Source organism: Bradyrhizobium sp. MI1.11, from assembly GCF_055811255.1.
The window spans coordinates 54,784-72,558 of record NZ_JBVVPM010000004.1 but is presented as its reverse complement, the minus strand read 5'-3'; the positions used below and the strand labels follow the sequence as shown (position 1 = coordinate 72,558).

Genomic DNA, 17,775 nt, shown 5'->3' with positions numbered 1-17,775 from the left:
CGGCGGTTCGCCTCAGGCGGGATCGGCCTTCTTCACCGTCAGCGCCTGGTCGATCGCAAAACCGCCAATCTCGCTCATCGCCTGCGAGATCACGTCGCCCTTGCGGGCAAAGCCGGCGGAGAGGAAATCGAACTGGGTGCGCGCCAGCCGCAGCACCTCGATCGGCACGGAAGATTGCGGTCTCGTTGAAGCTGTCGACCGAGGCGTGCAGCGTTTCCAGCTCGCTTGTGAGCTGGCCGATATGGCTCTCGGCGTGCTGCATCAGGCCGACAAGCTTGCCGCGCTCGGCATCGAATGCCGCGCGCTCGGCCGCCGCGGCCGAGGTGACCTCGGCAAGCTGGCTGCGCAGCCCGTCGATTTGCTTGACCATGGCGTCGGACGCCATCTCACCGGCCTCGCGCAGCTCGCTGTTGCGCGTGTTCTCTTCGTGCTCCCGGTGATAGAGGCGTTCCGCCGACATCGCCCGTTGCGTCAGCGACTCGATCAGCGCGGCCGCGCGCAGCAGCATCTCGCCGTTCCGCCCCGACACCATGCTGGCCATGCGCCGCAGGAAGTCCGTGGTTTCGGACGATGGGTTCGGCGGCAGGGGAACGACCGTCGCGGACATGGGGTGATGCTTGCAGCCGGAAATGATGACCGCCGCCGTACCGACTGAGCTCACGCAACATTCGGCGCCTGATCGTAAACGTGAGCAAGCCTGAATCGGCAGGTCCGGTCAACCGGAGCGGGCCGCCAAATTTACGGGCAGCGCGTGGGGTCAGGTATCCTTCTGCCGGCCGATCCGGCCGAGATGGGTGAAGCCGAACCCGGCCGAATATTTCAGGCCATAGCCCAGTGCCCGGTCGAGGCCGATATGGGCGAGCCAGATCAAGGCGATGGACAGGGTGAGCGGTGAGGCGAGGCCGAAACCTAACGTCAGCAGCGCGACCGGCGCCATGTAGCTGTGGGCGGCGTTGTAGACCATCGCGCCGAGTTTGGCGTCCGACAGGTATGCCAGGAAGCTGAGATCGGGGACGAAGAACAGCAGTGCGAACACCAGCCATGAGCCGTCCCAGGCCCAGTAGAGCATCACCATCCCCACAAACAGGGTCAGGCCCTCCAGCCGCAGCAGGATGTTGACGCCGCCTGTCGCCGCGCCGGTCTCGGCCGTTCCTTCAGTCATGCTCGTCTCCCAGGCAAAACTTTGAAATTCCTTGCGCTTTCCCGCTGCGGCAAGGCAGCCCTGCGGGACCGAAAGCCGCTTCCCGGCCCGCAAAATGCCGTGTTAGAACCCCGGCAATCGCATTTAGGCTAAGAACTGGCGGGAGCAAATGAAGAACATCCTGGACGCCCTCGAAGACCGTCGCGCCGGCGCAAAGCTCGGCGGCGGTGAGAAGCGCATCGAGGCGCAGCACGCCCGCGGCAAGCTGACCGCGCGTGAGCGCATCGAGCTCTTGCTCGACAAGGGATCGTTCGAGGAATTCGACATGTTCGTCGAGCACCGCTCCACCGAGTTCGGCATGGAGAAGAACAAGGTGCCCGGCGACGGCGTGGTCACCGGCTGGGGCACCGTCAATGGCCGCAAGACTTTTGTGTTCGCCAAGGACTTTACGGTGTTCGGCGGCTCGCTCTCGGAAACGCACGCGCTGAAGATCACGAAACTCCAGGACATGGCGATGAAGGCGCGTGCGCCCATCATCGGCCTCTATGACGCGGGCGGCGCCCGCATCCAGGAAGGCGTCGCCGCGCTCGCCGGCTATTCCTATGTGTTCCGCCGCAACGTGCTCGCCTCGGGCGTGATCCCGCAGATCTCTGTCATCATGGGCCCCTGCGCCGGCGGCGACGTCTATTCGCCTGCGATGACCGACTTCATCTTCATGGTGAAGAACACCAGCTACATGTTCGTCACCGGCCCGGACGTGGTGAAGACCGTCACCAACGAGGTCGTCACGGCGGAAGAGCTCGGCGGTGCCTCAGTGCACGCCACGCGCTCCTCGATAGCCGACGGCGCCTTCGAGAACGACGTCGAGACGCTGTTGCAGATGCGGCGCCTGATCGACTTCCTGCCGTCCAACAACACCGACGGCGTGCCGGAATGGCCGAGCTTCGACGACATCGGCCGAGTCGACATGTCGCTCGACACGCTGATCCCCGACAATCCGAACAAGCCCTACGACATGAAGGAGCTGATCCTCAAGGTCGTGGACGAGGGCGACTTCTTCGAGATCGCGGACGCTTTTGCCAAGAACATCGTCACCGGCTTCGGCCGCATCGCGGGCCGCACCGTGGGCTTCGTCGCCAACCAGCCGATGGTACTGGCCGGCGTGCTCGACTCCGATGCCTCACGCAAGGCCGCGCGCTTCGTGCGCTTCTGCGATGCCTTCAACATCCCGATCGTCACCTTCGTCGACGTGCCGGGCTTCCTGCCGGGCACCGCGCAGGAATATGGCGGCCTGATCAAGCACGGCGCCAAGCTGCTGTTTGCGTACTCGCAGTGCACCGTGCCGCTGGTCACCATCATCACCCGCAAGGCCTATGGCGGCGCCTTCGACGTCATGGCCTCCAAGGAGATCGGCGCCGACATGAACTATGCCTGGCCGACCGCCCAGATCGCGGTGATGGGCGCCAAGGGCGCGGTCGAGATCATCTTCCGCGCCGACATCGGCGACCCCGACAAGATCGCCGCGCGCACCAAGGAATACGAAGACCGCTTCCTATCTCCGTTCATTGCCGCAGAACGTGGCTACATCGACGACGTCATCATGCCGCACTCGACGCGGAAACGGATCGCAAGGGCGCTGTCGATGCTGAAGGACAAGAAGGTGGAAACGCCGGCGAAGAAGCACGACAATTTGCCGTTGTGAGGACGCACTTGTAGCACTTGTAGCCCGGATGAGCGTAGCGACATCCGGGTTTTCTATCCAAGTCCCGCATGTCGCTTCGCTCATGCGGGCTACTGATTCTGTTTCTGAGTTGGCATCCTCGATCCAAATCCAATGACCGACAGCGATCCGACCGACGCCATTTCCGACATCGAAGCGCGTATCGAGGCTTTGGCCGAGGTCGCCGAGCGATGCCGGAAGTACATCCTGGCATCCAAGCTCGCGATCGGTGGCGGGGCTGCGCTGTTGCTGATCACGATCCTCGGCTTGTTCGGGATGGGTCAGACCGCCGCGCTCGGATCGATCGCTCTGGTGCTCGGCGGGATCGTCTCGCTCGGTTCGAACGTCAGCACGCTGCGGCAGACGGAGGGTGCGATCGGTGATGCGGAGGCGCTTCGGTCTCAACTGATCAGCCGCATCGACCTTCGCGTGGTCGCGGATGCGCCGATGAAGCTCGTGTAACCGAGCAGCCTTACGCCGCGGCCCTGCGCGTCAGCACCTGCAACTCCTCGCGGCATTCGGCTGCGAACGCCTGAAGCTGCTCCGCGGTTTGCCGGTCGAGGATCGCTTTTGCCAGTCTTTCGGCGCGGGCAAGCTGGTCTCTGAGATATGCGATGCGGGCCATGTGTCACCTTCCGCAGGGTTGATTTGATGGCCGAGCCTACGGCCGCCGTCGGGCTAGTTATGTGCGGAGCATCACGTTCGGTGCGTAGGGTGGATTAGCGACAGCGTAATCCACCAAGGTTCATCGGATAGGGAAGTGGCGGATTACGCTTCGCTAATCCGCCCTACGAACTACGAACGCGCCGCGTCCGCCGCCGCGAAATGCGCCATCTGGTCCGCGTGGGCTTTTGCGAACGCTGGGCGGCTGGTGGCGCGCGCGACATAGGCGCGGCAGGCGGGACCGTCCGCGAGCCCATCGAACTGATCGACGACGCGCAGCACGTCGGACATCAGGATGTCGGCGACGGAGAACGTGCCTGCCAGCCATTCGTGGTTGGCCAGCACCGCCTCCATGTGCTTGAGGCGGAGTTTGAGGAAGTCGTCCACGAATTTCCACGCCGCCGTATCGGTCGGATGTCCCATGAACTTCGACATCCCCCAGGGCAGGCTTGCCATCTCCACCGAATTGAGTGCGGCGAACAGCCATTTCGTCGTCTCGGCGCGGCCGCGCGGGTCTTTGGGCATCAGCTTCTCGCTGCGGTCGCCAAGATGCAACAGAATCGCGCCGGTCTCGAAGATGGAGATGTCGCCGTCGGTCAGCCATGGCACCTGGCCGAACGGCTGGTGCACGAGATGCGCAGCGCCGCGGTCGTCGAACGGCACGCTGGCGACGCGATAGGGCAAGGCGGCTTCTTCCAGGGCCCAGCGCACGCGAAGATCGCGCACCCAGCCTCGCGGTGGTTCGGGAACCCAATTGAAAGTGGTCAGGGTGAGGTCGGCCATTTGCTGTCTCCGTGTCCTGCTTCGAAGCAAAGGACGAGCGAAGGGCGCACATTCCGACACCGTGCCACTCTTTTTTGTCGTCCGCGACGTAACCGGCTAGTCTCACCCCAAACAACAGAGGCAAATCCGATGCCGTCAGCCTTCTTCGTCGTCCGCGCCATCGTCCCCGATGCCCGGCAGGCGCGCCGCCTTTGACAGATGGTACGAGACGGAACATCTGCCCGACGCGGTGAAGGCGTTCGGTGTGGCTAAGGCCTGCCGGTTCTGAAGCCTCGACGATCCGCCACTGCATCAGGCGATGTATCAGTTCGAGAGCGAGGCTGCGCTGCACGCCATGTTGAAGGGCGATGCGCTGACGCAGCTGGTGGCCGATTTCAACCGCGATTGGCCCGACGTGACGCGCACGCGCGAGTTGCTGGTGCTGGCGCAGGAGTTTGGGAAATAGAGCACCGGGCTACGGCGCTGCGAATCCTCCCTGTCACCTGCGCAACGAAGCTGAACGCGCGATTCAGCTTCGGTTCATGTCGTCGCCGCGACACTTCCTCTGCATCACTGGCACGACCATCCAAGAGGAAGAAGTCATGGAGCGCCGGAACTTTTTAAAATTTGCAATCGGTGTCGCGGCCGGAGCTGCCGCGTTCACCACTGCCGCACAGGCCGCGCCGCTGGCGCCGCAGCCGCTCGGTGATGGCAGGATGCCGCAAGGTAATCCCGACGCTCATCCCGCAGTCACCAGCAGCGAAGAGGCCGCGCAGTTGAAGCCGGAGCAGGTGCACTGGCACGGCCATCACCGTCATTGGGGTTGGCGCCGCCGTCACTGGGGCTGGCATCGCCGGCGCTGGCACCGCCGCCATTGGTAAGCTTCGCGCTAAGCGAGGCTCGAACGGGGACCGCGATCACGGTCCCCGTTCTGATTCGAAACATCCCGGTGCGACGTCAGGCGCTCAAAAAGAAAATGGCCGCGCAGGCTTTCGCCGCGCGGCCATTTCGCTATGCGAAGAACGAGATCAGAACGGGCGGCAGCGGCCGGCGTACCAGCGGAAGCCGTAGGGGCACACGCGCGCGCGCGGCACGACCACGACAGGGGCCGGCGCAACCACGATCGGACCCGGACGGACAACGACCGGACCACGCATCGGGCGGCAGCCGCCATAGGCGCCGCGATACCAGCCGGGGCCGCAACCGCCGGCGGCGCTGGCCGCCTCGCTGAAACCAACGACCGCGCTGGCGAGCATCACGGCGGCAAACAGGTATTTCATTTGATCTTCCTTCTCGTCCTTGGGGAGGTTTTGCGGGCAGGATTGGGGCAGCTTCTAGGAGGGCTTGGCGCTTTCGGCGCACCATGAATCAAAAGACACGATTCGACACGTTAAAGTTCGCAACATGACGACACGACGCGAGCCAAATCTGCCAATCATGACCTGAATGCGGCATGAACATTCCCGCACGCGGCTCCGGACGACAGCAATGTCGCTAGCGGCCGAGAAAGCCCAGGACCAGCTCCTTGTACTTCTCAGGCGCTTCCAGGAAGACGAGATGGCCGGTGTCCGGGATCACCTCGGCCCGCGCATTCGGCATCTTCGCGGCGAGTGCTTTCGCGAGCTCGGCGTTCTGCCCCATTTTCGCGCGCAGCGCTTCCGGCGCGTTCGGCCGGCCCGGCGCGTTGTGGTCGTCGGCGCCCATGATGAACAGCGTCGGCTCGGTGATCAGTGCGATCTCGTGCGCCACCGGCTCGCGATAGATCATCTGGCCGGAACTGACGAAGGCGCGCAGCCAGCGCGAATAGTCCGGGCTGCCCTTGATGTTGAAGCGGGCGTCGATGAACGGCGTGATCGCCTCCGGCGGCAGCTTGATGGCATAATTAGTCTGGAGCTGCTTGCGATAGCCATCGGCCGTGAGCTTGTCTTCGGTCTCGATGATCTTGTCAGTCGGCGTCGGCGGTACATAGAGACGGTAGTCTTCCAGCCCGATCGGGGCCGTCAGAACAAGGTGAGCGACGCGGTCGGGATAGGCGCGGGCGATGCGGACGCCCAGCATGCCGCCGAGCGAATGGGCGACGATCTCGGCCTTGTCGATCTTGAGGTGATCGAGCAGCGCGATGGTGTTGCGCGCCAGATTGTCGAAATGCAGCTCGCCCGTCGGCTTGGAGGATTTGCCGAAGCCGATTTGGTCCGGCACCACGACGCGGTAACCGGCCTCGCTCAGCATCTTGATAACAGGCGCCCAGTAGCTCGACGGGAAGTTGCGCCCGTGCAGCAGCACGACGGTGCGGCCGTTCGGCTGCGCAGGCGGCACGTCCATATAGGCCATGCTGAGCTGCTCGCCGTCATTGACAAGAGGCAGCACGTGCACGGGATAGGGATAGGCAAAGCCCTCGAGCGCGATGCCGTAAGGCTCGCGCGGGGCGGTGTCGGCGGCGTGGGTGGAGGTGAGCGGAGAGGCGATGAGGGCGGCGACGAGCGCGGCCCAAGCGAAGCGGTTCATGGAGTCTCTGAGGGTCATGGAACGATGGTTCGCATAATGACGTGGACGGCCGCGGGTCAAGCCCGGCCGCGACGAGAGACGTCGTTCACACGGAGTTGTGTCTAGTCCCGCCCGTCACCGAACAACGCGGCAAACTGCTTCTCGCCGGTTCGGGTGAAATTCACCACGCGGCTGCCGGGCGTAGCGTCGCGCGCGGCCCATTTCAGCTCGGCAAAACGCTGCATCATGGCGGCGCCCAGCGTGCCGGCGAGATGGTGGCGCCGCTCGCTCCAGTCGAGACAGGCCTTGCACACGGGGCGGCGGGGATGGGTGAGCATGTCGGGCGAGATCTGCAGATGCTTCGCCAGGAAGCGCTCGCCATCCGCCGTCAGCTCGATCTCCTGCTTCCTCTGCTTGACCAGGTTTTTCGCGCGCAGGGTGTTGAGCATCTGCACGCCGAGATCGCCGGCGAGATGGTCGTAGCAGATCCGCGCTCGCCGCAACGCCGGATCCTTCGGCCCGGTGCGCACGCGCATGTGGCCGGTCCGTGCGGCAAGGCCCGCAAGGCCCTCCAGCACGCCGGCGACGTCGTCGTCGGTGAGGCGGTAGTAGCGGTGGCGGCCTTGCTTCTCCGGCTCGATCAGGCCGCCGGCCTCGAGCTTGGAAAGATGCGAGCTCGCGGTCTGCGGCGTGATGCCGGCCTCCTGCGCCAGCTCGCTCGCGGTGAGCGCGCGGCCGTTCATCAGCGCCGTCAGCATGTTGGCGCGTGCGGGATCGCCGACGAGCGAGGCGATCATGGCGATGTCTGGACCTGATTTCATGCTTCGATGATAGCCGAAGCATTGCGGTCGGGCAAGCGCGTAGCGTGGGGTTGCTCGTCATTGCGAGGAGCCCGTGACAAAATTGCGAAGCAATTTTGCACTGGCGACGAAACAATCCAGGCTGCCTCCGCAGAGGGATTCCTGGATTGCTTCGCTGCGCTCGCAATGACGGTTTGGAACCAGAGGAGCCCATCATGTCCGTCACCGTCTTCATCCGTTACCAGCTCGATCCCTTCAAGCGTGCGCAGTTCGAGGAGTATTCGAAGCGCTGGCTCACCATCATCCCGAAATGCGGCGGCGATCTGATCGGCTATTTCATGCCGCACGAGGGCACCAACAACATCGCGTTTGCACTGATCACCTTCGAGAGTCTCGCTGCGTATGAGGCTTATCGCGCCCGGCTGCGTCAGGATACGGAAGGCATGGCGAACTTCCACTTCGCCGAGGAGCACAAATTCATCCTCGCGGAAGAGCGCACGTTTCTGCGCCAAGTGGTCTTGTAAGTGATATTGTAGGCCATCAACGACAGGAGAGACGCCCATGATCGCCGTGATCTTCGAGGTCTGGCCGAAGCCGGAACACCGCCAGGATTATTTCGACCTCGCGGCCGACCTCAAGCCGATCCTGCAAACCATCGACGGCTTCATCTCGGTCGAGCGTTTCGAGAGCCTGACCGACAAGGGCAAAATCTTGTCGGTGTCGTTCTGGCGGGACGAGGCGGCCGTGCAAGCCTGGCGCAACACGATGGAGCACCGCCGCACCCAGGCCAAGGGCCGCGCGAAAATCTTCGCCGATTATCATTTGCGTATCGCCAGCGTCATCCGTGACTACAGCATGAATGATCGCGAGCAGGCGCCGAAGGATAGCCGCGCGGTGCACGATGCGCACTAGCGCGCGCCGCGGCACGTCCCCATCTCTGCGCGGCCAACAAGGGAGAGAAACATGCACGTGACAACTGCTGACAAGCGCGCGACCTTCAGGAAGATGCACGAGAGCGGCTGCTTCATCCTGCCCAATCCGGTCGACGTCGGCAGCGCGAAAGCGTTGCAGCACCTCGGTTTCAAGGCACTCGCGTCGTCGAGTGCGGGCTTTGCCTGGACCATCGGCAAGGCCGACAACCACGTCTCCGTCGAGGACGTATGTCAGCATCTGGCGGCATTGAGCACGTCCGTCGACATCCCGGTGAACGCGGATTTCGAAGGCGGCTTTGCAGTCGAGCCGGACAAGGTCGCGGACAATGTCGAGCGCTGTGTGCGCACCGGCGTTGCCGGCCTGTCGATCGAGGATTCCACCGGCGACAAGGACAAGCCGATCTACGAGCGCGCGCTCGCAGTCGAGCGCATCAAGGCGTCGCGCAAGGCGATCGGCGATAGCGGCGCGCTGCTGGTTGGTCGCTGCGAGGCTTATCTGTGGGGCGTGACCGACCTCAAGCTCGTCATCGACCGGCTCACCGCTTACGCCGATGCCGGCGCCGATTGCCTCTACGCGCCGGGCCTGAAGAGCCGCGAGGACATCGCCGCGGTGGTGAAGGCTGTCGCACCCAAACCATTCAACCTGCTGATCGGCGGCTCCGGGCTGTCATTGCAGGAAGCTGCCGATCTCGGCGTGCGCCGGATCAGCGTCGGCGGTTCGCTCGCTCGCGCCGCCTGGGGCGGCTTCATGCGGGCCGCGAAAGAAATGGCGGCGAAGGGCACCTTCGCGGAGCTCGCGAGCGGCTATCCCGGCGGCGAGCTCAACAAGATGTTCAGCTAAAGACAAACGAAAGCGGCAGGATCTGAAATCCCGCCGCTGTCGCATATTGTTGCAAATCGTTACTTCGCGCCGTCGGCCGGTGCGGGCGTATCCGGGGTCGGCTTGCTCGGCGCGGCGCCCGTGGTCACGCCCGGCCCGGTGTTGGTGCGCGGCGTCACGTCGCGCATGCCGGGAGGTGCAGCCGGATTGGTAGCCGGCGCCTGCTGGGCGGTCTGCGTCGCCGGCGTGGTGCTCGCCTGGTTGCTGGTGCCGGTGTTGTTCAGGCCGTAGAACACGGCACCCAGCACCAAGGCGATGGCCACGGCGAACAGGGCTACTTTGCCGCTGGAGGCGGGGCCTTCGCCAAGCTCCGGGTCGACCTGGAGCTGGGCATCCCGTCGCGCCGCATTGCGATACTCATCATCGGCGAGATTCGGGCGGTACGGATCGTTGATAAAACGGTCGTCAGCCATCGATTGGTTCTCCTCGATTATTGCGGCGGGACAACCCGTGGATGCGAGATTCTGTTCCGCCCTCCTTAATGCTTTCGTCGCATGTTGCGCCCGCGGCGGGAATCGGGAACCTGTTCGCTGGGGAACCTGAAGCGTAAGCTCCGCTGACGGAAGGGAACAAAGCGATGTGGAGCTTGCCGCCGAGCGATAGCGTGCTGCATCTGTTGTCGCTGGTCGCGGTCGCGGCGCAAGGCATGACGGCCGCGCTCGCTGCCGGCCGCCGCAGCATGGATTGGCTCGGCGTCTGCTTCCTCGGCTGCATCACGGCGCTCGGCGGCGGCACCTTGCGCGATCTCTTTCTCGGTCATTATCCGCTGGCCTGGGTGCAAAATCCCATCTACCTCGCACTGGCCGGCGGCGCAGCCTTCCTCACCATCCTGATGGCGCGGCTGGTGCACCGGCTGAAACTGGCCTTCATCGTGCTCGATGCTATCGGCCTCGTCGTCTTCACCATGACCGGCTGCGACATCGCCTGGCAGATGGATGCCACGCTGCCGATCGTCATCGTCTCCGGCATGGTGACCGGTTGCGCCGGCGGCGTCTTGCGGGACGTGCTCTGCAATGACGTGCCGTTGCTGTTCCGCTCCGAGCTCTATGCCAGTGTCTCGGTGGTGACGGGACTGTTCTATGCGACCGCCTTTGGCCTCAAGCTGAACGCCGAGCTCTGGACCATTTTGACGTTCGTCCTCGGCATCAGTTTTCGCCTGCTGGCGGTGCGCTACAAATGGGAAATGCCGAAATTCGTGTTCACGGAAGAGGAGGAGCGGTAGGTCTTCTTTCTTACCTCGCCCCGCTTGCGGGGAGAGGTCGACGCGCGAAGCGTGGCGGGTGAGGGGGGCTCTCCGCGAGTCCAAGTGTCACGATTGTCGCCGAAGCAGCCCCTCACCCCAACCCTCTCCCCGTAAGAACGGGGCGAGGGAGCGTACCGTCGCGGCCGCGCGAGGTTCGTTCGTTACGGCTCCTGCTTCCGCGCCTTGGCGACCTGCGCCGGCGTCACCAGCGGAGCGGCGTTGCCCCAGGCGTTGCGGATGTAGTTCGTCACCGCCGCGACCTCTTGGTCGGAGAGCTGGTTGGAATAGGCCGGCATCTCCCCGGTGTTGGGCGCGCGCGGCGTGGTCACGGTGTGGGCGCCGTCGAGGATGATCCGCAAGGTCGAGGACGGATTGACCGATTGCAGCAGCGCGTTGGCAGGCAGCGGCGGATAGATGCGCGGTGCGCCGGATCCGTCGGCCTCATGGCAGGCGATGCAGAGCTTGGCGTAGACGGCTTGGCCGGCCTTCATCTCGGGATCGTCAGGCGGCGTCACGATCGTCTCACGCCGCGCCGGCGGCAGGTCCTTCAGGTAAACCGCGATCGCGCGCACGTCGGCATCGCTCATCTTCGAAGTCGAGTTGACGACCACTTCTGCCATCAGCCCGCTGGCATGGCTCCTGGCGTTGCGCCCGCTCTGAAGATATTCCGTGACGTCCTCGACGCTCCACGATTTCAGCCCGGTGCGGGCGGCGCCATCGAGCCGTGGCGCGTACCAGCCGCCGACCTCGTTGCCCGCGAGTGCCTGCGCCTGCTTGTCCGCGCCAAAATAGTTCTTCGGCGTGTGGCAGGCGCCGCAATGGCCGAGCCCGGTGACGAGATAGCCGCCCCGATTCCACACCGCGCTCTGGCTCTGGTCCGGCTCGAACAGCCCGGGCTTGAAATACACCATGTTCCAGATCCGCATCAGGCCGCGATGGCTAAACGGCCAGCGTAGCTCCGGCGGCTTGTTGCGGCTCGTGACGGCCGCGAGCGTTCCGAGATAGGCGCGGATCGCTAGTGTGTCGTCTTTCGTCATCCGCGTGAAATAGGGGTAGGGGAACGCCGGGTAATAGTTCGAGCCGTCGGGCGCGACGCCGGTGCGCACGGCGCGGGTAAAGTCGGCGTCGGTCCAGGCGCCGATGCCGGTGTCGCGGTCCGGCGTCAGGTTCGGCGCGTAGATCGCGCCGAACGGCGTGTCGATGCGCTTTCCGCCCGCGAACGGTTTGGCGGGATCGGCGGTGTGGCAGCCGGCACAGTCGCCGGCCTCCACCAGCGCCTTGCCGGTGGCGATCAGCTCCGGTGAAGGCTCGGCAGCGACGGCCGCGCTCGCAACCGCACTGCACAACGCCAGACCCACGAGAGCCAGGCCAGCCAGAATCGTCCGCATCGAAAGCCTCTCCTGCGCCCCATCGACGCCGTCCCGGATGACCGGGCGTCAATTCGTTGCGCGACGGCGGGGGTATGGTGACACAAAATGAAAATCGCGGATGCCAATGCAGCCACGAAATTGCGATTTTTACCCGGCGCTGCCTTTGGTCCAGAATTGTGATGCGGAGCGTGAAATATCCGACATAGAGTGGCGGAAATGGTCGGCGCGCCCTAGCTAAAAACAACGGGCAGGCAACGGCTTAAGCAGCCAAGCGCTCAAAAGGGCGGAAGAGGACATAATGGGCATCAACCAGGGTCCGATCAGTCTCGATCAGAAATACACCCAGGACACCGGACATATTTTCACGACCGGCATTCAGGCCCTGGTCCGCCTGCCGATGGCCCAGATCCGGCGCGACCGTGCCGCGGGGCTGAACACCGCGGGCTTCATCTCCGGCTATCGCGGCTCGCCGCTCGGCGGCTACGACCAGCAGCTCTTCGCCGCGCGCAAGCATCTCGAGCAGTACAACATCAAGTTCCAGCCGGGCGTGAACGAAGATCTGGCCGCGACCGCGGTCTGGGGCTCGCAGCAGCTCAACCTCTCGCCCGGCGCCAAGTATGACGGCGTGGTCGGCATCTGGTACGGCAAGGGCCCCGGCGTCGATCGCTGCGGCGACGTCTTCCGCCACGGCAATGCCGCGGGCTCGGCCAAGAACGGCGGCGTCTTGTGTCTCGCCGGCGACGACCACGGCGCAAAATCCTCGACGGTCCCGCATCAGTCCGACCACGCCTTCATGTCGGCGCTGATGCCCTATCTCTATCCCTCGAGCGTCCACGAGATGATCGAGATGGGTCTTCTCGGTATCGCGATGTCGCGCTATTCGGGCTGCTGGGTCGGCATGAAGGTGATCACGGAGACGGTGGAGACCACCGCCGAGATCGACCTTACCGACGAGATGACGCCGTTCGTGATCCCGACCGATTTCGAGATGCCCGAAGGCGGCCTCAATCTGCGCTGGCCCGACGACCGCTTCGCCCAGGACCGCCGCCTGCAGGACTACAAGGGCTTTGCCGCGATCGCCTTTGCGCGCGCCAACAAGGTCAATCGCATCACGATGGACTCGCCGAACGCGCGCTACGGCATCATGGCGTCCGGCAAGAGCTACGAGGATATCCGTCAGGCGCTGCGCGAGCTCGGTATCACCCCCGAGGTCGCCGCCAAGATCGGACTTCGATTGTACAAGATCGGCATGCCCTGGCCTCTGGAGCCGGAAGGCGTCAGGCAATTCGCCGTGGGCCTCGAGGAAATCTTCATCATCGAAGAGCGCCGCGAGATCGTCGAAAATCAAGTGAAGCAGGAGCTGTTCAACTGGCGCGACGATGTCCGTCCCCGGATCATCGGCAAGATGGACGACCACGACAAGCGCTTCCTCCCCTTTGCCGAAGAACTCAGCGTCGCCTCGCTGGCCAGCTCGCTGACCGAACGCTTGCTTCGACTTGATCTCAATCCCGAAATTGCAACGATGCTGCGCGCCAAGGCCGATTGGTTCAACGGCCGGCAGGCGTCGCAAATGCAGGCGACCGCGCCTGTCGCCCGCACCCCGTATTTCTGCTCCGGCTGCCCGCACAACACATCGACCAAGGTGCCCGAAGGCAGTCGCGCCTTTGCCGGCATCGGTTGCCACTTCATGGCACTGTGGATGGATCGCTCGACCGAGACTTTCACACACATGGGCGGCGAGGGTGTGCCGTGGGTCGGCGTTGCCCCCTTCACCAAGGAAGAGCACGTGTTCGCCAATCTCGGCGACGGCACGTATTTCCACTCCGGCAGCCTCGCGATCCGCCAGGCGATCGCCTCCGGCGCCAACATCACCTACAAGATCCTCTATAACGACGCGACCGCGATGACCGGCGGCCAGCATGTCGACGGCGAATTGTCGCCGCAGCAGATCACCTTCCAGCTTCACAGCGAAGGCATCCGCGAGATCTATCTGGTCTCGGAAAATCCCGACGCCTATCCGGCGAACGAGATCGCGCCCGGCGTCAAGACCGCGCACCGTGACGAGCTCGATGCGGTCCAGAAAACGTTGCGCAAGGTCAAGGGCGCGTCCGCCATCGTCTTCGTGCAGACTTGCGCCGCCGAGAAGCGCCGCCGCCGCAAGCGCGGCACGATGGAGGATCCCGCGCGCCGTGTGCTCATCAATCCCGCGGTGTGTGAAGGCTGCGGCGATTGTTCGGTGCAATCGAACTGCATTTCGGTCGAGCCGCTGGAGACCGAGTTCGGCCGCAAGCGCGCCATCAACCAGTCGACCTGCAACAAGGATTATTCCTGCGTCAAAGGCTTTTGCCCGTCCTTCGTCACGGTCGACGGCGGCAAGATGCGCAAGCGCGCGCCGGCGGGCGTCGGCGATATTGGCGCGCTGCCCGAGCCGGCATCGCGCCCGAACCTGGACAAGCCCTACAACATCGCTGTCGGCGGCGTCGGCGGGACCGGCGTGCTGACCATCGGCGCGCTGCTCGGCATGGCCGCCCATATCGAGGGCAAGGCCTCGATGATCCTCGACATGTCGGGTCTGGCGCAAAAGGGTGGGGCGGTGCTGAGCCACGTCCGCCTGTCTGATCATCCGGCCGAGGTGACCTGCTCGCGCATCGTCACCGGCACGGCCGATGTCGTGCTCGCAGCCGACGAGGTGGTCGCGGTTGCCAAGGACACCATCTCGCTCTGCGACAGCAGCCGCACCCGCGGCATCATCAACAGCCACGTCATTCCCACCGCCGACTTCGTCCTCAACCGCGATTTCAACTTCCAGACCCGCAAGCTGAACGGGTTGCTGGAGACCGCGCTGCACAAGGACTCGGTATTCTTCGACTTCACCAAGCCGGCCGAACAGCTGCTCGGCGACAGCATCGCCACCAACATGATGATGATGGGCTACGCCTATCAGAAGGGCCTCTTGCCGTTGTCGGCGGAAGCGATCGAGCAGGCGATCGAGGTCAACGGCGTCTCGATCAAGATGAACAAGGAAGCCTTCCGCCTCGGCCGCCTCGCGGTCGCCGACCCCCAGCGCCTCGCCGATATGCTGAAGGGAACGGACGAGGCCGTTGCGCCCAGGACCCTGGACGCCATGACGCTCGACGAACTCGTCGAGCACCGCGCCAAGCATCTCACCGCCTATCAGAACGGCCGGCTGGCCAAGCGCTACCGCAAGCTGGTGGACCGGGTCAGCGACGCCGCCAGGCAGGGCGGCTATGACGAGGCGCTGACGCGCGCCGTTGCGGTCAACTACGCGAAACTGCTGGCCTACAAGGACGAATACGAAGTCGCGCGCCTTTATACCGACGGCGCGTTCGAAAAGCAGCTTCGCGACCAATTCGAGGGCGACTTCAAGTTCAACTTCAACCTGGCCCCGCCTATTCTCAGCAGGGGCGTCGATGCGCTCGGCCGCCCGAAGAAGCGCGCCTTCGGCCCGTGGATGCTTCCGGTGTTCCGCGTGCTGGCAAAATTCAAGTTCTTGCGCGGCACGTCACTCGACATCTTCGGTCGCAGCGCCGACCGCAAGCTCGAACGCGATCTGATCACCGGCTACGAGAAGGACGTCGCCACCGTGCTCGGCCTGCTGTCGCCGCTCACGATCGACACCGCGGTGGAGCTGCTGTCGTTGCCCGACCGCATCCGCGGCTACGGCCCGGTGAAGGAGAAGGCCGTAGCGGATGCCAAGGCCCGCTACGCCCAGCTCGCCGCCGACCTCGCGAACCCGCCGCCGGCTCCGCGGCAGATCGCGGCGGAGTAGAATTTTCGTGGGTGTACTCGCTAATCCACCCACCAAATTCCTGTTTGAAATCAACCACGGGTCTACTGTGCATGGGGTTGTTTTCGCAGAAAAGTGTGTTTCGATAAAACGAAACCGCTTGTGCCGTCGGGCAAAACACCTTTAGGGTTCTGCCCGTCGTTCCCGTCATTGCGAGCGTAGCGAAGCAATCCAGAAATGCGTCCGCGGAAAGATTCCTGGATTGCTTCGCTGCGCTCGCGTGACGATTCCGGAAGCAGAGGCCCTCCCACCGCACCTCGGCCATTTGCGCGAACCCGCTGCTCTCTCGCCCGGCGGAATATTTCCGCGCTTGCCAACAGGGCAGCAGCGGTTCAGAAAAAACTGGAAGTGAGAAACGCCAGCGGAGACCTTATTTGACCATCAAGGGCAAAGCCTACATTGCCGGGATCTACGAACACCCGACCCGGCATGCGCCGGACAAATCCACCGCCCAGCTCCATGCCGAGGTCGCCAAGGGCGCGATCGAGGATGCCGGGCTCAGCAAGGACGATGTCGACGGCTATTTCTGCGCGGGCGACGCCCCGGGCGGCGCCTGGCCGATGGTCGATTATCTCGGCCTGAACACCAAGAAACTCCGCCATGTCGATTCTACCGAGACCGGCGGCTGCTCCTACATCATCCATCTCGGCCACGCCGCCGAAGCAATCGCCGCGGGCAAGTGCTCGGTCGCGCTGATCACGCTGGCCGGCAAGCCGCGTACCGGCGCGATGCCGCCGCGCGCGGCCGGCGCCGAGGCCGATTTCGAGACGGCTTACGGCGCGACCACGCACAATGCCTACGGCATGTGTGCCATGCGTCACATGCACGACTACGGCACCACCAGCGAGCAGCTCGCCTGGATCAAGGTCGCGGCCTCGCACCACGCGCAATACAATCCGCATGCGATGCTCAAGGACGTCGTCACCGTCGAGGACGTCCTGAACTCGCCGATGATCTCCGATCCCTTGCATCGCATGGATTGCTGCGTCGTCTCCGACGGCGGTGGCGCGCTGATCGTGACCACGCCCGAGATCGCAAAAAGTCTGAAGAAGCCGCTGGTCAGACTGATTGGCCACGGCGAGGCGATGAAGGGCCCGCGCGGCGGCAAGGATCTCGACCTCACTTACTCCGCTGGCATCTGGTCCGGCCCGCGTGCCTTCGAGGAAGCCGGCATCACGCCGAAGGACATCAAATACGCCTCGATCTACGACAGCTTCACCATCACCGTCTTGATGCAGCTCGAAGACCTCGGCTTCTGCAAGAAAGGCGAGGGCGGCAAGTTCGTCGCCGACGGCAATCTGATCTCGGGCGTCGGCAAGCTGCCGTTCAACACCGACGGCGGTGGCCTCTGCAGCAACCATCCCGTCAACCGCGGCGGCATGACCAAGATCCTCGAGGCCGTGCGGCAGCTGCGCGGCGAGGCGCATCCGAAGGTGCAGGTCAAGAATTGCGATCTCGCCATCGCCCACGGCACCGGCGGGCTTCTCGGTGTCCGCCACGCCGCCTCGACTGCGATTCTGGAGCGCGTGTGATGAGCGAAGCCAAGAAATATCCGGCCCCGGTGACGAACCCTGAGACAGCGGCGTTCTGGGACGCGGCCAAAGAGGGCAAGTTCATGATCAAGCGCTGCACCGCCTGCGGCGAGGCTCATTACTTCCCCCGCGCGATCTGCCCGTTCTGCTACTCCGACAAGACGGTGTGGGAGGAGTCTTCGGGCGAAGGCACGATCTACACTTACAGCTTGATGCGGAAGTCGCCGACCGGTCCTTACGCGATCGGCTACGTCACGCTGAAGGAGGGGCCGTCGCTCCAGACCAATTTCGTCGATTGCGATCTGACGACGTTGAAGATCGGCCAGAAGGTGAAGGTGGTGTTCAAGCCGACGGACGGGGCGCCGCTGCCGTTCTTCACGCCGGCGTAGTAGGCGCGGCGAGTTCTTCCCTTCTCCCCTTGTGGGGGAAGGTGGCGCGAA

Annotated in this window: 18 protein-coding genes and 2 pseudogenes; 11 read left to right on the top strand and 9 right to left on the bottom strand. The window is 64.1% G+C overall.

Going from position 1 to position 17,775, the window contains the following annotated elements:
* Nucleotides 1-12 precede the first annotated feature (12 nt).
* Together AC0L30_RS05470 and AC0L30_RS05465 are read right to left on the bottom strand one after the other, a co-directional pair.
* Nucleotides 13-607, bottom strand: a pseudogene (locus AC0L30_RS05470) (hypothetical protein).
* Between the two features lie 150 nt (nt 608-757).
* The gene (locus AC0L30_RS05465) at nt 758-1,162 is read right to left on the bottom strand and encodes a DUF4260 domain-containing protein (RefSeq protein ID WP_354129016.1); all 405 of its coding nucleotides are present in this window, start codon (nt 1,160-1,162) and stop codon (nt 758-760) included.
* Nucleotides 1,163-1,310: 148 nt separating this feature from the next.
* Here AC0L30_RS05465 and AC0L30_RS05460 point away from each other — a divergent pair, with 148 nt between their 5' ends.
* Nucleotides 1,311-2,843, top strand: coding sequence for an acyl-CoA carboxylase subunit beta (locus tag AC0L30_RS05460; RefSeq protein ID WP_007603066.1), 1,533 nt, complete (start codon nt 1,311-1,313; stop codon nt 2,841-2,843).
* Between the two features lie 132 nt (nt 2,844-2,975).
* On the top strand, nt 2,976-3,323 hold the full coding sequence (locus AC0L30_RS05455; RefSeq protein WP_354158559.1) for a hypothetical protein: 348 nt from the start codon (nt 2,976-2,978) through the stop codon (nt 3,321-3,323).
* Nucleotides 3,324-3,333: 10 nt separating this feature from the next.
* On the opposite strand, the gene AC0L30_RS05450 is transcribed toward AC0L30_RS05455, so the two are convergent.
* Both AC0L30_RS05450 and AC0L30_RS05445 read right to left on the bottom strand, forming a co-directional pair.
* Nucleotides 3,334-3,486: a hypothetical protein gene (locus tag AC0L30_RS05450; protein WP_354158557.1), complete on the bottom strand. Its 153-nt coding sequence runs from the start codon at nt 3,484-3,486 to the stop codon at nt 3,334-3,336.
* A gap of 170 nt (nt 3,487-3,656) precedes the next feature.
* Nucleotides 3,657-4,307 carry a glutathione S-transferase family protein gene (locus AC0L30_RS05445; protein ID WP_473403946.1) on the bottom strand — a complete coding sequence of 217 codons (651 nt, stop codon included), beginning with the start codon at nt 4,305-4,307 and terminating at the stop codon, nt 3,657-3,659.
* 129 nt (nt 4,308-4,436) lie between these two features.
* Between AC0L30_RS05445 and AC0L30_RS05440 the strand changes: the two are divergent.
* Both AC0L30_RS05440 and AC0L30_RS05435 read left to right on the top strand, forming a co-directional pair.
* A pseudogene (locus AC0L30_RS05440) lies at nt 4,437-4,752 on the top strand (hypothetical protein).
* A 136-nt stretch (nt 4,753-4,888) separates the two neighbouring features.
* Nucleotides 4,889-5,167: a twin-arginine translocation signal domain-containing protein gene (locus tag AC0L30_RS05435; protein ID WP_354129013.1), complete on the top strand. Its 279-nt coding sequence runs from the start codon at nt 4,889-4,891 to the stop codon at nt 5,165-5,167.
* A 147-nt stretch (nt 5,168-5,314) separates the two neighbouring features.
* Here the strand turns inward: AC0L30_RS05435 and AC0L30_RS05430 are convergent, their stop codons facing one another.
* The 3 genes from AC0L30_RS05430 to AC0L30_RS05420 all read right to left on the bottom strand — a co-directional run bounded on the left by AC0L30_RS05430 (nt 5,315) and on the right by AC0L30_RS05420 (nt 7,591).
* Nucleotides 5,315-5,566, bottom strand: a complete 252-nt coding sequence (locus AC0L30_RS05430; protein WP_007603074.1) for a GCG_CRPN prefix-to-repeats domain-containing protein — start codon at nt 5,564-5,566, stop codon at nt 5,315-5,317.
* A 214-nt stretch (nt 5,567-5,780) separates the two neighbouring features.
* On the bottom strand, nt 5,781-6,791 hold the full coding sequence (locus AC0L30_RS05425; RefSeq protein ID WP_473403945.1) for an alpha/beta fold hydrolase: 1,011 nt from the start codon (nt 6,789-6,791) through the stop codon (nt 5,781-5,783).
* Between the two features lie 101 nt (nt 6,792-6,892).
* Nucleotides 6,893-7,591: an ArsR/SmtB family transcription factor gene (locus tag AC0L30_RS05420; protein ID WP_473403944.1), complete on the bottom strand. Its 699-nt coding sequence runs from the start codon at nt 7,589-7,591 to the stop codon at nt 6,893-6,895.
* Nucleotides 7,592-7,785: 194 nt separating this feature from the next.
* On the opposite strand from AC0L30_RS05420, the gene AC0L30_RS05415 reads away from it, so the two are divergent.
* Genes AC0L30_RS05415 through AC0L30_RS05405 form a run of 3 tightly spaced genes read left to right on the top strand, consistent with a single transcriptional unit; the run spans nt 7,786 to nt 9,343 of the window.
* The gene (locus tag AC0L30_RS05415; protein ID WP_007603076.1) at nt 7,786-8,094 is read left to right on the top strand and encodes an NIPSNAP family protein; all 309 of its coding nucleotides are present in this window, start codon (nt 7,786-7,788) and stop codon (nt 8,092-8,094) included.
* A gap of 37 nt (nt 8,095-8,131) precedes the next feature.
* Nucleotides 8,132-8,482, top strand: coding sequence for an antibiotic biosynthesis monooxygenase family protein (locus AC0L30_RS05410; protein WP_007603077.1), 351 nt, complete (start codon nt 8,132-8,134; stop codon nt 8,480-8,482).
* A gap of 51 nt (nt 8,483-8,533) precedes the next feature.
* Complete coding sequence (locus tag AC0L30_RS05405; protein WP_473403943.1) at nt 8,534-9,343, top strand: isocitrate lyase/PEP mutase family protein; 810 nt, start codon at nt 8,534-8,536, stop codon at nt 9,341-9,343.
* Between the two features lie 59 nt (nt 9,344-9,402).
* Here AC0L30_RS05405 and AC0L30_RS05400 read toward each other — a convergent pair whose 3' ends face one another.
* The gene (locus AC0L30_RS05400; protein WP_007603078.1) at nt 9,403-9,795 is read right to left on the bottom strand and encodes a hypothetical protein; all 393 of its coding nucleotides are present in this window, start codon (nt 9,793-9,795) and stop codon (nt 9,403-9,405) included.
* Nucleotides 9,796-9,959: 164 nt separating this feature from the next.
* On the opposite strand from AC0L30_RS05400, the gene AC0L30_RS05395 reads away from it, so the two are divergent.
* Nucleotides 9,960-10,604 (top strand): trimeric intracellular cation channel family protein, encoded by a 645-nt coding sequence (locus AC0L30_RS05395; RefSeq protein ID WP_007603079.1) that lies wholly within the window; start codon nt 9,960-9,962, stop codon nt 10,602-10,604.
* A gap of 182 nt (nt 10,605-10,786) precedes the next feature.
* Here AC0L30_RS05395 and AC0L30_RS05390 read toward each other — a convergent pair whose 3' ends face one another.
* Entirely contained in the window at nt 10,787-12,013 is a 1,227-nt protein-coding gene (locus AC0L30_RS05390; RefSeq protein WP_473403942.1) for a cytochrome c, read from the bottom strand.
* 280 nt (nt 12,014-12,293) lie between these two features.
* Here AC0L30_RS05390 and AC0L30_RS05385 point away from each other — a divergent pair, with 280 nt between their 5' ends.
* From AC0L30_RS05385 to AC0L30_RS05375, 3 genes are all read left to right on the top strand, one after another.
* Nucleotides 12,294-15,785 (top strand): indolepyruvate ferredoxin oxidoreductase family protein, encoded by a 3,492-nt coding sequence (locus tag AC0L30_RS05385; RefSeq protein ID WP_473403941.1) that lies wholly within the window; start codon nt 12,294-12,296, stop codon nt 15,783-15,785.
* A gap of 392 nt (nt 15,786-16,177) precedes the next feature.
* A complete protein-coding gene (locus AC0L30_RS05380; RefSeq protein ID WP_007603083.1) occupies nt 16,178-17,335 on the top strand; it encodes a thiolase domain-containing protein in 1,158 nt (385 codons plus the stop codon).
* Nucleotides 17,335-17,724 (top strand): Zn-ribbon domain-containing OB-fold protein, encoded by a 390-nt coding sequence (locus AC0L30_RS05375; RefSeq protein WP_007603084.1) that lies wholly within the window; start codon nt 17,335-17,337, stop codon nt 17,722-17,724. The genes AC0L30_RS05380 and AC0L30_RS05375 overlap by 1 nt, the downstream gene beginning before the upstream one ends.
* The last annotated feature ends 51 nt before the right edge of the window (nt 17,725-17,775 follow it).

What these genes read in the sequence shown, in the direction of transcription:
- AC0L30_RS05465 (WP_354129016.1), bottom strand. Translation starts at nt 1,162, where the DNA reads ATGACTGAAGGAACGGCCGAGACCGGCGCGGCGACAGGCGGCGTCAAC.
- AC0L30_RS05405 (WP_473403943.1), top strand. Translation starts at nt 8,534, where the DNA reads ATGCACGTGACAACTGCTGACAAGCGCGCGACCTTCAGGAAGATGCAC.
- AC0L30_RS05385 (WP_473403941.1), top strand. Translation starts at nt 12,294, where the DNA reads ATGGGCATCAACCAGGGTCCGATCAGTCTCGATCAGAAATACACCCAG.
- AC0L30_RS05450 (WP_354158557.1), bottom strand. Translation starts at nt 3,486, where the DNA reads ATGGCCCGCATCGCATATCTCAGAGACCAGCTTGCCCGCGCCGAAAGA.
- AC0L30_RS05435 (WP_354129013.1), top strand. Translation starts at nt 4,889, where the DNA reads ATGGAGCGCCGGAACTTTTTAAAATTTGCAATCGGTGTCGCGGCCGGA.
- AC0L30_RS05390 (WP_473403942.1), bottom strand. Translation starts at nt 12,013, where the DNA reads ATGCGGACGATTCTGGCTGGCCTGGCTCTCGTGGGTCTGGCGTTGTGC.
- AC0L30_RS05425 (WP_473403945.1), bottom strand. Translation starts at nt 6,791, where the DNA reads ATGAACCGCTTCGCTTGGGCCGCGCTCGTCGCCGCCCTCATCGCCTCT.
- AC0L30_RS05445 (WP_473403946.1), bottom strand. Translation starts at nt 4,307, where the DNA reads ATGGCCGACCTCACCCTGACCACTTTCAATTGGGTTCCCGAACCACCG.
- AC0L30_RS05420 (WP_473403944.1), bottom strand. Translation starts at nt 7,591, where the DNA reads ATGAAATCAGGTCCAGACATCGCCATGATCGCCTCGCTCGTCGGCGAT.
- AC0L30_RS05430 (WP_007603074.1), bottom strand. Translation starts at nt 5,566, where the DNA reads ATGAAATACCTGTTTGCCGCCGTGATGCTCGCCAGCGCGGTCGTTGGT.
- AC0L30_RS05375 (WP_007603084.1), top strand. Translation starts at nt 17,335, where the DNA reads ATGAGCGAAGCCAAGAAATATCCGGCCCCGGTGACGAACCCTGAGACA.
- AC0L30_RS05455 (WP_354158559.1), top strand. Translation starts at nt 2,976, where the DNA reads ATGACCGACAGCGATCCGACCGACGCCATTTCCGACATCGAAGCGCGT.
- AC0L30_RS05460 (WP_007603066.1), top strand. Translation starts at nt 1,311, where the DNA reads ATGAAGAACATCCTGGACGCCCTCGAAGACCGTCGCGCCGGCGCAAAG.
- AC0L30_RS05410 (WP_007603077.1), top strand. Translation starts at nt 8,132, where the DNA reads ATGATCGCCGTGATCTTCGAGGTCTGGCCGAAGCCGGAACACCGCCAG.
- AC0L30_RS05400 (WP_007603078.1), bottom strand. Translation starts at nt 9,795, where the DNA reads ATGGCTGACGACCGTTTTATCAACGATCCGTACCGCCCGAATCTCGCC.
- AC0L30_RS05395 (WP_007603079.1), top strand. Translation starts at nt 9,960, where the DNA reads ATGTGGAGCTTGCCGCCGAGCGATAGCGTGCTGCATCTGTTGTCGCTG.
- AC0L30_RS05415 (WP_007603076.1), top strand. Translation starts at nt 7,786, where the DNA reads ATGTCCGTCACCGTCTTCATCCGTTACCAGCTCGATCCCTTCAAGCGT.